Source organism: Corynebacterium sp. HMSC08C04, assembly GCF_001807495.1.
In the GTDB taxonomy this organism is placed as follows: domain Bacteria; phylum Actinomycetota; class Actinomycetes; order Mycobacteriales; family Mycobacteriaceae; genus Corynebacterium; species Corynebacterium simulans.
Genome location: NZ_KV789208.1, coordinates 66584 through 80392 on the forward strand (window position 1 = coordinate 66584; position 13809 = coordinate 80392).

Consider the following 13809-nt stretch of genomic DNA (forward strand, 5'->3'; position numbering starts at 1 on the left):
GCTCATGATTTTGATTAACGTAAAATTCCACGTAAAGCCTGAATACGCAGAAACCTTCCTCGACGAGATCGACTGGTACACCCAGGCTTGTAATGCGGAGCCGGGTTGCCTGAACTTTGATTGGTACCGTGATCCGGAGGACCGTCAGCGCTTCCTCCTCGTTGAGGCTTATGCTGATGGCAAGGACGTCGAGCACGTCGAGGGCGAGCACTTCAAGCGCTCCTGCGAGGAGTTCCCGAAGTACCTGCTTGAGACCCCAGAAATCATCAACGTCCACATCGACGGTAAGACAGAGTGGGACCGCATGGCCGAGTACAAGGTCGAGTCCTAAGGCACTTGCTTAAAGCATTCCGCCTCCCTGCACCGTGTATACAACCACGCAGCGCAGGAAGGCGGATTTTTTATTTGGGCAATTTAGGCCGCGACGTTAAGAAGGATAATCAATAGGGCCGGAGGTACTAAGAGCCCAGCGAGGATAAACCAGGCATTTTTCTGCCCAAAGTTGAATTGGGAAGAACCGCTGGGAAGGGGCACCATCGCGCGGGTATCTGTGGGGTCGTAGTAGAACAATCCGTAACGAAGCTTGCCCGCTGTAGAGGAGTCAGGAAATTGTTCATCCAGCTTTTTATTTATGCTATTCAACCTGAACACGAGCCAGACGCAAACCACAAGGATGGCAACGACTAAGCAGGGGAAAATTAGCGGTCTAGGGCCGCTGAGAAAGATTCCAGTGAGCGCGAACGCCGTGCAGATCGCCGTTAGGGCGAAGAACCAAAAGCTTAACGTGGGAAGGATAGCAGCGGAGTGAGCACGGCTACGCTCGATATCAACCGCAGAAGCCTGCGAATAGCTGCTTGTGGTTGTCTTGGTGCTTTGTTGCGTTATTCCGATAGTTACTGCTGATGTAATCGTGAGAACGAGAGGTACAAGTAACGCAAAACCAATTGCATTTCGATAGGTCTTTGGCATCCATGCATCAGGTTCGCCTCGACCATTGAAATGCTTGGGTAGCGGGTCTGGGAGGCTGTCCCAGCCGAGAATTACAACTATTGCGGCGACTAGCGCAAGCGCTGCCGTGGCGGCCAACCAAATCCATTCCTTGCGTAGAGCTGTCAACAGGAAGTGCCTCGTGTGTTCAGTTTCCTACATAAATCCAAAAACATGATAACGAAGATATCGGCTCAAGCGTTAGACAAACGAAAAGGCGGACAGTCCGTTGTAAGGGACCGTCCGCCTTTTGCGTTCTAGGAGCTTTGGCTAAAGAACTACTAGATCTGGCACTTGGAATCCAAGTTCTTGTCGTAGTTGGAGTACTGCAACAAGGCGTAGTGGAACGCCAGGGCGTATTCCGAGGCGCCTTCCGGAAGCGGGTGAATGCCGTCGGAATAGAGCAAGTTCGGGTTGTTCTGTGCGTGGGTGCACCAGTCAGCGAGGTAGACGTTGTCGTACTTTTTCGCAGCGTCGATGACGTCGCTTTGAGACTGTGCCATCCATTCGCGGTCGCCGTAAGGAACGGCCATCACGATGGTGTGGTCTGGGCCGATGAGGTCAACGACTTCCTGAATCTGGTCGGGGAATGCCGGGCCATTGGTGCCGAAGCCAAGGAAGACCGTGGAGCGCAGGTCGCCGGCTGCCTTCAGCTGCTCGATGATTGGTGGGGCAGCGCTGTAGTGGCGGGAGACCTCAGCGTCGATGTAGATGCCTGGGTAGCGCTGCTGCAGTGCCTCGGAGGCAGCCAACATCACCGAGTCACCGATGGCGGTAATTTCATTGCCGGTTGGCATCGGGCGACGCGTCTTTTCCGTCTGCGTGCTTGGTGCGGCAGCAGGCGCTGGGCCGCCGTTTTGCGTGGACTTATTCTGCTTCTGCAGTTGCTCGAGCTGCTGCTCCAGCTCAGACTTATCGCTGGAGGTCGCCAGCGCATAGCCCACGCCCACTAGGGAAGCGACGACGATCAACGGCACGAGCGGCCAAAAGGCCTTGGCAAATCCGTCCTTCATCTCGGACATGGATGGGCGGGCCGCCCAGTAGCCAGTCCACGTCTTCTTGTAACCGCCGCGGCGGAAAGGATTCTCCACGAACTGGTAGGAAAGCTCTGCCAGCAAGAAAGAGATCGGTACCGCGACAAGGCCCAGAATCCACGGCTTGTCGGAGGAGTGGTTTCCGTCGAAAATCGCGCGCAAAATCATCACGACCGGCCAGTGCCACAGGTACAGCGAGAAGGAGCGTTGGCCGAGCCAACGCATGACGGCGGTGCTGAAGATCCACTTGAGCGGACCGAACTCACGGATAACGCCCCAGATCATCAGTGCGCCGAGAACGCTGGTGAGGATGAGGCCGCCGCGGTAGGTGAACTCAGCATCGTCCGGCATGAGGAACAGCTGCGCGATGTAGCCGGCCAAGGCGAAGGTGCCGATGACGCCGGCCATTACCTGTTCAGACTTACCAGGGCTTGGCCAAGAATCTGCCTTCGGGTGGGACTTGGTGCTGGTAACAATCAGGGACAGAATAGCACCGATGAGCAGGCCGAAGGCGTGGGTATCGGTGCCGTAGTACACGCGGGTTGGGTCTTGGCCCGGGGTGTAAATCAGCCACATTGCTACGCCGGAGGCGATAGCCAGCAGCAGCGAGATTGCGATTGGCAGACGGCGCGGCTGACGGCGGGAGATGGCAAAGACACCAAAGATAAGCAGCGGCCAGATGACGTAGAACTGCTCTTCTACGGCCAAGGACCAGTAGTGGGCAAAGACCTGGATCTCATTGTCCGCGAAGTAGGACTGGGAGGTGGCAATCTGCGTCCAGTTGTTGACGAAGAAGAACGTGCCCAGGAACTGCTCACGGATACCGACTGCGATATCGCCGCTGATGAGGGCCACGATGGCAGTACAGATAATCAAAACGGTCAGCGCTGCGGGCAGGATGCGGCGGAATCGACGTACCCAGAAGTCCTTCAGGCTGATTCGACCGCTCACACGGAACTCACGCACCAGCAGGGAGGTGATGAGGAAGCCGGAGAGCACGAAGAACATGTCCACGCCAAGGTAACCACCAGGCAGCACGTCGCCGAAAAAGTGGTAGATAACCACAGCAAGAACGGCTAAGCCGCGCAGGCCGTCAAGGCCCTTAACCTGGCGCAGGCGTGCGCGCTTAGTGCGCTTTACTTCCTTGCTATCGTGCGGGGTCTTCAACGCTTCCGGTTCGTGCGGGAAGCGGTCCACCATCACCGGCTTTGCCGGTTTGGAGTCTTGCTTTGGCTGCGATGCTTTCTGCGGCGGCTGCACGTAGGAGGTCTTCTTTGGAGCCTCGCTTGCCGACGCCGTGGAAGCACTAGCCGCGCCTGCTGCCGCACCAGCCACAGCACCAGCAGAGGCTGCCTTGCCGGTACCATCGTGCTGCTCAGGATTCTTACGTGCCTCGCGGGAAGGCTTCGGTGGCTTCATCTGCTTTGGGGTAGGCGTACCAACCGGCTGGGAACGGCGTGCGAGTGCACGCTTGATTTCCTGATCGGCCGCTGGTGTCTTCGCCGACGGAGACTTTGCTGCGGAAGCACCTGCCGTGCCTGCAGCACCAGCTGCGCCTGCCGCTGCAGCAGCGCCAGCAGCGCGACCAGCACCGCCAGCGCGGTCAGCGTTCTTCTTCGGCTGAGACGGCTGCGGCTTCTTGCCCGACTTCTGCTCGGTCTGTGGTGCAGACTTAGCAGCAGGCTTAGGCTTTTCGGCTGGCTTCTCAGCAGACTTAGCCTGCGGTGCTGACGGCTTCGACTGAACTGGCTTCTGAACAGAAGCCTTCGGAGCTGGCTGAGCCTGCTGCTGTTGCTTTTGAGCAGAACCAGACTGGTTCTGGTTCTGCGGCTGTGGCTGGGGCTTTTGCTGTGCAGACTTCTGTGCAGGCTGCTGAGGCTTATTGCTTGGCTGGGCCTTGGCGCCTGGCTGCACATTCTTGGCAGGCAGAGACTTCGGGCTTATCGGCTTTTGAGCAGGAGTCTTTTGGGGTTGGCTGGCCTGCTTTTGCGCCGGCTTCTGTTGCTGCGCAGTTTGTGGCTTCTGCTGTTGAGCGGGCTGAGGCTTCGCAGCGGCAGTTTTCTGCTGAGGAGCTTGAGAAGTCTTTGGCTTAAGTTGCTGGGCAGGCTGAGACTTCTGAGGAGCTTGCTTTGGGGGCTGCGTCGGCTGTGCCTTTTGTGCAGACTGCTTTGGTTTTTCTGCAGCAGGCTTGTTGGCCTTCGCATCCTTGGATGAGGAGGCTGCGGAATCTGCAGAATTCTTAGGTGTAGAGTTCTTCGGCGCTACGCCCTTGGGAGCGGCAGGAGATTGCTTTGCCTCGGTCTTCTGTTGGGAAGCTGATGCTGGCTTGTTTGCAGCGCCCTTTTCCTGAGGTGGGTAGACCAGACGAGCATTCTTGGTGTTCTTCGGAGCTGGCTTTGCTGGAGCCTTGGAATCAGTCTGCTTCTTCTGAGGATCTGGCTGCGGCTTAGATTCAGCAGAACCTTGCTTAGGGGCTGGTGCACTTGGCTTCGGTACCGTATTGCCTGGCTTGGTATTGGAAGTGTCAGGCTTGCCCGATGCTGCGGCCGGCTTGTTTTGTGCGGCCGGCTTGTTAGGGGCAGCGGCAGGCTTAGAGTTCTCCGGCTTCTTAGGGGCAGAAGTCGGCTTCTTTTGCTCAGGCTGCTTCTGTTCGGACTGCTTCTGCTGTGCTGGCTTAGAGGAGTTTGCCTTGGCAGACTTGTCCTGCGAACCATTGATTTGTGGATCTGCCTTCTTTGGATCGTTGTTGTGATCCTTGTTATCCGCCACTGGTTGATATACCGGTTTCTGCGGGGCCTCCTGAGGCTGTTGCGTTGGTCGGCCGAGGAGGGACCTCAAAAACTGTTTCAAAACATTCTCCAGGGAAATAGTGGCTAGCAACTGGGTTATTCTAGCCCGCGTCGGTAAATGAATCCTAAAAAATGGGGAGGAGTACTCACCCTTATTTGGGCAACCTAACTTGTGCCTAAATTGCTGGTAGCAGACTCCGCGAACAGTTTACGCAGAACCGTGGACACACCGTTGTCTGCATTGGACGGGGCGATTATATCTGCGATCTCCTTCAACTGTGGATGCGCGTTTTCCATTGCTACCGCTAGGCCCGCGGCACGCAAAAGCTCGTAGTCGTTTAAGAAGTCACCGAAGGCGGCGGTCTCGGAAAGCGCGACGTCGCTAAGCTTGGCCATAGCAGTCAAAGCCTTGCCCTTGTCGACGCCGTCTGCCATGACATCGAGCCAGACCTTGCCGGAGATGGCCACGGTGTGTTCCGGCACGACCTTGCGGACCGTAGGGGCGAGGTTGGCCTCTGAGCCGTCCTTACAGTAGGCCGCAATTTTAATGACGTTATCGAGCGGCACCTCATCGAGGGACTCCACCCACTTAACCGCACTGTAATACTTGGCGATTTCCTGAATCGCATGCTCTGGGATATCGCGCTTGATAAAAGCGCACTCCGGGGTGCACAGAACCAACGTGTGCTCAGCAGGGAACTCAGACGATGCTGCTAGAACGCGACGTACAGCTTCAGGGGGTAGGGGAAAGGACGCAATGATCTCATTGTCGCGCATGACCACCGCACCGTTTTCGGCAATGAAGGCGTCAAAGTCGGGGAACATCTTCTGCAAGGTGGCAAGCTGGCGGCCCGACGCCGGGATTAGAACGGACTCATTTTCGGCAGCGAGTGCCTTAAGTTCCGCAAAGTCATGTGGAAGTTGACCCTCCGGGTTTAAGAGAGTGCCGTCCATGTCTAGTGCAATGAGCTGCGGGGCCAAATCGTCCACCAATCTGTGATTTATCGGGGTAGCCGTATCTAATGTGATATGCCACACTGGAGGGCATGTCTGAGAATAACAATGCTGTAGAAACAAGTTCTCACGCCGAGCCAGTGAAAGTATCAGTTCGCAACCATACCGGAGTTATCGAGCTGGATCGGCCGCGCGCGCTCAATAGTTTAAATCCTGAGATGCTTGACATTATTCGCCAAGCTCTTTCCCAGTGGCGCGAAGACGAAAATGTCCAACAAGTGCTGGTTCACTCGCGAAACCCCAAGGCCTTTTGTGCTGGTGGTGACGTACGTGCCGCCCGCGACGGAGTCTTGGAGGAACGTTGGGGACAAGTGGATGAATTCTTTGAAAAAGAGTACAAACTGAACGGTGATATCGCCGAGTATCCCAAGCCCTATATCTCCGTTATCGACGGCGTCGTCATGGGAGGCGGACTAGGAATTTCCGCCCACGGTTCGCACCGAATCGTCACCGACAAAGCATTTGCTTCGATGCCAGAGATGGCAATTGGCTATATCACTGACGTCGGTGTCGCCTACATGGCCCAACGCATGATTGGCACGCGTGGAAAATCCGATCCCGCACTGGCAGAGTTTTGGGGGCTTAGCGGCTACCGCATGTATGCCGCAGATATGCTCTGGGCTGGCTTGGCGACGCACGTCATCGAAAGCCCCCAAGCATTCATCGATGATGTTATTGCCGAAGGCGTCGATGCCGCTGCAGAAAAGCACGCGATTAAACCGGAAGGTAAACCTGAGCTAGCAGAGCTCATTGATGACATCGATGAAGTCTTTGCCTTGGATACATGGGCCGAAATCAAGCAAGCGCTTCCGGCCCATACGCAGCTGGCAGAGGACTTTGCAAAACTTACTGAAAAGGCTAGCCCTTCATCTTTGGTTGCGGCTACTGAACTTTTCGCTGCGGAAGCCAAAGCGAAAGATGTCCGTGAGGCCCTGCGCATGGAGCTGGCTTTGGGCAAGCACATGTTGCGCCGGCCAGATTTTGTCGAAGGTGTGCGTGCGGTCCTAGTAGATAAAACTCATGATGCTGCGTTCCCCGCAGCGGGAGAGGCCGCCGAATTCCGCGAGGTTATCGCCAACGCCTAAATGCTGGCACGAATGCTTTACCAACTGGCGACGCCGCGGTTAGCGGCGTAAGCGGCACGGGCGCGTTCGGCGTCGCAGCCTGCAGGAAGGTCGACAGCCAGCACTGCCTCGGCAACCTCCAGAGTAGGGGCAGGTAACGTCAGCGTAGGCGAGCTCGCTAGGAGGATACCGGTCTTTTCACCCAGCGGTACGGTCAGCAAAGTCCATGCGCCGAGGATGGGCATCGCAATCTGCGGAAGAAAAGCGTCCTTCGCCCACTCCATTGGTAGGCAAGGCCGGACAAGATCTGGGACGCAGTTATCGCGCCCGAAGCGTTGCAAGTTGAAGGAAGCGCGTGCAGAATGCGTGCCCGCATAGTCCGGATCAGCCCACGCCCACGTGAACTCATCGGAGTCGACCGTTGCGATGAGATGAGCATCGACGGGCGTCGAACCGGTCGAGGTAGAAAGCATCGCGGTGGCCGTTGCGGCATCAAACTGCACGGCGGCATCAGGAAAGCGCGACTCCAGGTAGAACTGGTGCTCAACGGCGGTGAAATGGGCGTCGGCAAGCACGTGCTCTGGCAGTACACCCGAATGGGCCTTGCGGATGCCAACGATGCGCTGGCCACCCGGTGCATCCTTGGCGCTCAAATGCACGCTGGTGCCATCGCTGAGCGTGATTGTCTCCGCTGTGGCGCCGCCCTTGGCGTTACCCGGCGCGGAATCAGCTTCGAGCCGGCGCGCTTGCGCGAGGTTCAGCAAGGCCAAGCGCTCGTCGATGCCGCCGCTGAAACGCTCAAGTCCTAAGGAGATAGTGCTGGCCGTATCGTGCGGAAGACTGTTGAACGCAATGGCCACCACTGCCTCGTGATCGCCCTGCGGTACCCGGGCGACCGGGGCGTTGCCCACGAGGAAGCGCGCGATATTAAGCAGTGAGTACTCGAAAGGTTGCGGTTCGTGGAACTCCGCGATGGGCGCTTGACGCGCACCTTCCGCGCACCAGGTGAGAATGCCATCCTTGATGGTGGCAAGGCGCATGCCTGGAAAATCGCGTATTCCCTGCGCAGTGTTGAAGCGAACCTGGACCTTTTGGTCCAATTCGGTAGTCCCATCAGCGCTCGGGGAAGGCTGGAAGTTGAACTCCATCGCTTCAACCTCGCCCAGCTGCTTTGTAAATTCCGCATCGATACCTGCTTGCACGAAGGCACCGGCGGAGTAAATTTCTTCCAGATTTTTAGGCAGTGGCAACGGCGGCAATGGCATGGGGCGTGAAACTTCCTCAGCGTCGGTAGGGATTATCTATCGCTTCTTCATAAGCGGCAACGAGTGCCTTTGTGGATTCTAACCATGAATAGCGCTCTGCTTCGGTACGCGCGGCCTGACCCATGCGGGCGCGTCGCGCGGGATCTGTCAATAGACCAATCGCAGCTGCGGCCCATTCATCGTCAGAAGCATCGCGATCGATGAGGTGACCGGTTTCGCCCTCGTCGATGACGAAAGGGATGCCGCCGGCGTTTGTACCGATGACAGGCACTCCGGCAGCAAAGGATTCAAGGGCAACCAAGCCTAAAGTTTCCGTCGCTGAGGGGAAGAGGAAAACGTCACCGGAAGCGAATGCCTGCGCCAGCTTTTCGCCGGACAAATAACCGGTAAAGACAGTGACTTCAGGGTCGAAGGACTTCTTGAGCTGCTCCAGATAGGGGCCAGCGCCCACGATGGCCAAGCGTGCCGCGGGTACTTCCTGGCGCACGAGTTTTGTTACGTTGGCGAGCCGCTCCAGGTCCTTTTCTTTGGAAATGCGGCCGATATAGGTAAGAAGCGGGGCGTCGGGGTTGCCTGCGCTGAGGCGCTCACGCATGACTGGTGTGGATTTTTTCGGGTGATAGGTCTGAGTGTCTACGGCCTTGGGCCACAACTTCACGTTGTGCATCCCAATCGTGCGGGCCTTATCCACCATGGGGGCAGACGTGCACAGGTTCACCGCGGCCTGGTTGTGTAGGTAGGTGATCGCATGCTCTGTCAGCGGGCGTGTCCACCCGATGCCGAGAGCGTCAACATATTCCGGGACGTTGGTGTGAAAGCTTGCCACCAGCGGGACCGCATCGCGCCGGGCAGCGAAGACGCCTAGTGCGGCAGTCCAAATGGGGTTGACGGCATGAATTACGTCTGGGTCCCATTCGCGGATTTCCCTGAAGAATCCCCAAGTTGGAAGACCGAATTTGATCTCCGGGTAGACCGGTAAGGAAAGGCTGGGGAGCGGGGAAACCTCAAAGCCTGCAAAACTTTTCGGAGGATTGCCCGGGGCGAAAATTTTGACTTCGTGCCCTAGAACAGCAAGCTGCTCTAGGGTCTTGGTCAGGCGGGTGACTACTCCGTCGATCTTCGGGAGAAAGACCTCGGTAACGATTGCGATGCGCACGGTTTAAAAGTGGGGTTAGTGAGCGGCCTTGTCGAGGAATTCCTCCGGAATTCCAACCTGTTGCTGCTTCGTCCACAGCGACTGCGCTGGAATCTTGGAGCGATCCACGCGGTCCGCGTAGCGCCTTGCTACCTCCTCGATCTCGTGGAGGAGCCCCTCGCTCAAGGTAGTTGGCTCAAGGCCAAGTTCCAAGAAGGTGTTGTTGGAAACGTGCAGCTCGTTTTCTGCCGATTCCTTGCGCGGGTTCGGCACCATGGCAAGCTTCGCACCGGAAAGCTCGGCGACGAGTTCTGCAAGGTCGCGCACGCGATGGGTTTCTGTCATCTGGTTGATGATCTTTACGCGTTCGCCCTTGGCCGGCGGATTCTCCAGAGCCAATTCGATGCAGCGGACCATGTCGCGGATGTGGATGAAAGCGCGGGTCTGGCCACCGGTGCCGTGGACAGTCAGCGGGTAACCGATACCTGCCTGGATGAGGAAGCGGTTGAGCACCGTGCCATAGTCGCCGTCGTAGTCGAAGCGGTTGATGAGGCGCTCGTCTTTAAGTGTTTGCTCGGTGTGAGTACCCCAGATGATGCCCTGGTGTAGGTCGGTGACGCGCAGCTCATCGTTCTTGACGTAGTAGGCAAAAAGGTGCTGATCCAGCACCTTGGTCATGTGGTAGACCGAGCCTGGGTTGGAAGGGTAGAGGATGGACTGCTCGATTGGCTCCTGGCCCTCCACCTTGACCTGTACGTCGAGGTAGCCTTCCGGGATTTCCATGCCCGCGGTGCCGTAGCCGTAGACGCCCATGGTGCCGAGGTGAGCCACGTGGATGTCGAGGCCGGATTCCACGATGGCGGCCAGCAGGTTATGGGTGGCGTTGATGTTGTTATCCACCGTGTAACGCTTGGTACGCGAATTCTTCATGGAATAAGGAGCAGCGCGCTGCTCAGCAAAGTGCACTACTGCATCCGGTTGTTCAGTTACCAGGAAGTCGAGCAAAGCGTCGTAGTCCTGAGCAACGTCCAAGTTGTGGAAAGCGATGGTCTTGCCGGAGACCTCATGCCATGCCGCGATGCGTTCCTCAATCGAGACGATGGGGGTTAACGAACTTGCGCCGAGTTCCTCGTCGATAGCGCGGCGGGAAAGATTATCCACGATAATGACGTCATGGCTCTGGTCGGACAAATAAAGGGATGCTGGCCATCCACAGAAACCGTCGCCGCCCAGAATCGCAATCTTCACTGTGGACACTCCAAACTTACTCGAGGGATGCATGCGAACATGCGCTGACAGGAAGGTCTATCTTTGCCCGGAGGAGCGAGGCCTGTGGGCGGAAAATACGACTTATACGACAGTACCCCGGTACCGGCAGGTGTCGCCGCCGGTCCGGGGTGAATTTTCAGTGAACTGCAGGAAAGCGCAGTGCTTGAGAAATCGATTAGGAAATCTTTTTCAGCGCTGCAAGGCATTCGCTGACGATTTGCTTCTTTTCTTCAATGCTCAAAGCATGGCCTTCCTCTTCTGCGGCATTGATTTCCATCAGGGCAAGGCGTGCGGCCGCGCCATGGGCAGTCAAAATGACGCGCATTTCTCTTTCGGAAAAGTCGGCCATTCGCGTGCTGAAGGACTTCAGGATGTCTTCGGCACAAGACTCGTAGCGTTGACGCTCTTCGGCAGTGTGGCTAAGCCCTTCGAGACTCTCGCCGATGGCCACCAAGGTAGCAATCGAATGCAGGTTTTCGTCCTCGGATTCCAGAATATCCGAGACTAGGTGCTCAAAGAACTCGTTGATGTCAGCCTCGGGATAGAGCTCGTCGATATTTTCCGAGAAGGACTCAAGGACGCTTGCGGTGAAAAACAAAAGCGCATCGGAAGCAGAGGTGAAGTAGTTGTGGAAGGTACGTGGGGAGACCCCGGCGACCTCCGCAATGCGCGCCACGGTGAGTTTTTCCGCTCCTTCAGCGAGCACCAGGCGTGCGGCAGAATCTGCGATGGCGTGGCGCGTGGCCCGTTTTTTTGCTTCCCGCAAGCTCGCCATTTTTATGCTCCTTTTCCGGTGGACTTTGCTTCTACCTTATCGCGCTGGAATTGTTGGAGTTCTTCACGCTGTGCGCTCAGGGCTTCTCCTTCTACATCGAGGTTGGGCAGAATCTTCTCCAGCCACTTCGGCATCCACCACGCCTTGTCATCGAGCAGGAACATGGTGGCCGGAATCAGCATCATGCGCACGACGAAGGCATCCATGAAGACGCCGACTGCCAGCGCGAAGCCCATGGTCTTAATGAAGGGGAGGTCGATGAGCATGAAGGCCGCGAACACGGAGATCATGATCAACGCCGCCGCGGTCACGGTGCGAGCGCCATGCTTGAATCCGTTGGAGGTGGCGTTGCCGGCCGTCTTGCCGTGGACAAATCCCTCACGCATGCGGGTAACCAGGAAGACCTGGTAGTCCATCGCCAAGCCAAAGGTCAGGCCGATGAGCATGATCGGCAGGAAGGAAAGAAGTGGCTGTGGGTCATCGATGATGCCGAACATGCCTTCCTGGAAGATAGCGACGGTGATGCCGAACGTGGCGGCCATTGATAGGCCGAAGCCGGCCGCGGCAATCAGCGGTACCCAGATGGAGCGGAATACCAATAGCAGCACCAGGAAGGCGAGGCCCAGGACGATGGCGATGTAGGGGACCAGGACGTCGGAAAGCTTCTGCGAAATGTCATCGAAGATTGGGGTAATGCCGGTGATGCCGTAGCTACCGCCGGTGTTTTCGCTGAACTCGCCCTGGTAATCACGCAGACGCTCCAAGGTCTGGGTGGTTTCCTCATCGGTCGCGCCGGTGGACGGGGTGATCATGATCTGCGCGGCATCTTGGGAGTCGGTGGTTGCCACGATCTGGGCATTGACGACGCCTTCGGTGTCATTGAATTCCTGCAGAATCTGCTGGAATGCAGGCAGGCGGTCTTGCTCGGCGACGTTCGCGACGTCGACGAAAGCGATCATCGGAGCATTGCGTCCCGGGCCGAATGCCTCCTCGGTCATCTCGTAGGCATCGCGCTGGGGGGTGCCTAGCTTGGAGGTGCCATCTGTCGGCATCGCAAGGCGCAAGTTGGCAGCCGGAAGTGCGAGGATGCCCAGCAGCACAACGCCGGCAACCAGGTGCAGGAATGGATGCGCACGCACGCGGCGTACCCACTTTAGGCCCATCGTTGGCTTTTCATCTTCTGGATCCGGAACCTTAGGGCCGGGAACGCGGCCTGCGAAGATCTTGGTGCCCAACAGGCCGAGGAGGGCCGGTAGGAAGGAAAGTGCTACGCAGACCGCGATGACCACGGTGGCTGCGGCTGCGATGGCCATGGTGGAAAGGAACGGAATGCCGATGATAGTCAGCGCGGTGAGGGCGATGACCACGGTGATGCCGGCGAAAATGACGGAGGAACCGGCAGTTCCCAGCGCCATGCCCATTGCATGCGCGCGGGTAGCCTTGTCCATCTTCTTAAGTTCTGCGGCCAGCTCCTTGGGGTTCAAGTCATTGAGACCAGAGGAGGTAATCAGCTCGTTGCGGAAGCGAGCGACGATGAACAGGGCATAGTCGATGCCCACTGCGAGACCAATCATGGACGCCAGCATCGGGGTCTGATCGGAGACAGAGTCCGTGAAGATGGTGGCGAGCTGGACGCCCAGCAGGCCGACGCCCACGCCAATGACGGCGGAGATAAGCGGCATGCCTGCGGCTACGAACGAGCCGAAGGTAATAAGCAGCACGACGGCCGCGACGATGAGGCCGATGACCTCGGAGACCATGTTCATCTCGGTGGCGCCGTTGAAGGCGTTGCCGCCGTATTTCACGGTGAGGTCGCCCTCGTCGTAGTCGCGCAGAATATCCGTGACCGCAGTCATCTCTTCTTGCGGGATGTCGGTGACGGTATCTGCATCGAATTCGATGGAGATGGTGCCGGTGCGCTTATCCTCGCTGAGCGGGGATAGGGCGGCCAGGTTTTCTTGGATCTGCTCTTCGGGCATGCCCTGCGCGGACATCTTTTCGGTCAGCTGCTTTTCCATGCCCATCGCAGCCACGACGGGATTGACAATCTTGTCGGAATCGCGCAGCGCGTCCGTGCCTTGCAACTCCTCGATCATGGAATCGACCTCGCCCATGACCTCTTTGTCACTGAGCTTTTCGCCTTCTGGAGCTTGAACGGTGATGGTGGCGCTAGGCGCGCTCATGGCATCGGTTTCATTACCGAAGCGCTCCATCATCTTTTCCTGAGTGACGGTGGAATCCATGTCAGGCATGGAAAAGGTTGGGCTAGGGGACTTGGCAAAAGCGCCCGCGAGGCCACCGAAGCCCACGAGGATTACGAGCCAGAACGCGAGAAATGGCCACACTTTTCGGTATGACCAACTACCGAGTCGGTAGAGGAATTTCGACATGTACAGACTTCCTTTGATTAAATTTGCGTTACTTCTGCAATATTGCACACCTTACGCAAACTTGCAGTTGCTATGCAAGTTTGCGAT

10 protein-coding genes are annotated in these 13809 nt (G+C 57.3%); 2 read left to right on the plus strand and 8 right to left on the minus strand.

Annotated elements, in window-relative coordinates; genetic code table 11:
• Positions 1-4: 4 nt before the first annotated feature.
• A complete protein-coding gene (locus HMPREF3169_RS06420) occupies positions 5-331 on the plus strand; it encodes a putative quinol monooxygenase (protein ID WP_062041496.1) in 327 nt (108 codons plus the stop codon).
• Between the two features lie 83 nt (positions 332-414).
• Here the strand turns inward: HMPREF3169_RS06420 and HMPREF3169_RS06425 are convergent, their stop codons facing one another.
• The 3 genes from HMPREF3169_RS06425 to HMPREF3169_RS06435 all read right to left on the minus strand — a co-directional run bounded on the left by HMPREF3169_RS06425 (position 415) and on the right by HMPREF3169_RS06435 (position 5800).
• Positions 415-1086 (minus strand): DUF1648 domain-containing protein, encoded by a 672-nt coding sequence (locus HMPREF3169_RS06425; RefSeq protein ID WP_070455985.1) that lies wholly within the window; start codon positions 1084-1086, stop codon positions 415-417.
• A 182-nt stretch (positions 1087-1268) separates the two neighbouring features.
• Positions 1269-4790: an acyltransferase family protein gene (locus HMPREF3169_RS13390; RefSeq protein WP_246815610.1), complete on the minus strand. Its 3522-nt coding sequence runs from the start codon at positions 4788-4790 to the stop codon at positions 1269-1271.
• 185 nt (positions 4791-4975) lie between these two features.
• Positions 4976-5800 carry an HAD family hydrolase gene (locus HMPREF3169_RS06435; protein WP_239240829.1) on the minus strand — a complete coding sequence of 275 codons (825 nt, stop codon included), beginning with the start codon at positions 5798-5800 and terminating at the stop codon, positions 4976-4978.
• A 56-nt stretch (positions 5801-5856) separates the two neighbouring features.
• Here HMPREF3169_RS06435 and HMPREF3169_RS06440 point away from each other — a divergent pair, with 56 nt between their 5' ends.
• Entirely contained in the window at positions 5857-6909 is a 1053-nt protein-coding gene (locus HMPREF3169_RS06440) for a 3-hydroxyisobutyryl-CoA hydrolase (protein ID WP_070455986.1), read from the plus strand.
• A gap of 17 nt (positions 6910-6926) precedes the next feature.
• Here the strand turns inward: HMPREF3169_RS06440 and HMPREF3169_RS06445 are convergent, their stop codons facing one another.
• The 5 genes from HMPREF3169_RS06445 to HMPREF3169_RS06465 all read right to left on the minus strand — a co-directional run bounded on the left by HMPREF3169_RS06445 (position 6927) and on the right by HMPREF3169_RS06465 (position 13722).
• Positions 6927-8153 (minus strand): DUF6882 domain-containing protein, encoded by a 1227-nt coding sequence (locus HMPREF3169_RS06445; RefSeq protein WP_070455987.1) that lies wholly within the window; start codon positions 8151-8153, stop codon positions 6927-6929.
• Positions 8154-8169: 16 nt separating this feature from the next.
• Positions 8170-9309 (minus strand): glycosyltransferase family 4 protein, encoded by a 1140-nt coding sequence (locus HMPREF3169_RS06450; RefSeq protein ID WP_070455988.1) that lies wholly within the window; start codon positions 9307-9309, stop codon positions 8170-8172.
• A 15-nt stretch (positions 9310-9324) separates the two neighbouring features.
• A complete protein-coding gene (locus HMPREF3169_RS06455; RefSeq protein WP_061921377.1) occupies positions 9325-10536 on the minus strand; it encodes an NAD-dependent epimerase/dehydratase family protein in 1212 nt (403 codons plus the stop codon).
• A 196-nt stretch (positions 10537-10732) separates the two neighbouring features.
• Positions 10733-11332, minus strand: coding sequence for a TetR/AcrR family transcriptional regulator (locus HMPREF3169_RS06460; protein ID WP_070455989.1), 600 nt, complete (start codon positions 11330-11332; stop codon positions 10733-10735).
• Positions 11333-11334: 2 nt separating this feature from the next.
• Entirely contained in the window at positions 11335-13722 is a 2388-nt protein-coding gene (locus tag HMPREF3169_RS06465) for an MMPL family transporter (RefSeq protein WP_070455990.1), read from the minus strand.
• Positions 13723-13809 lie beyond the last annotated feature (87 nt).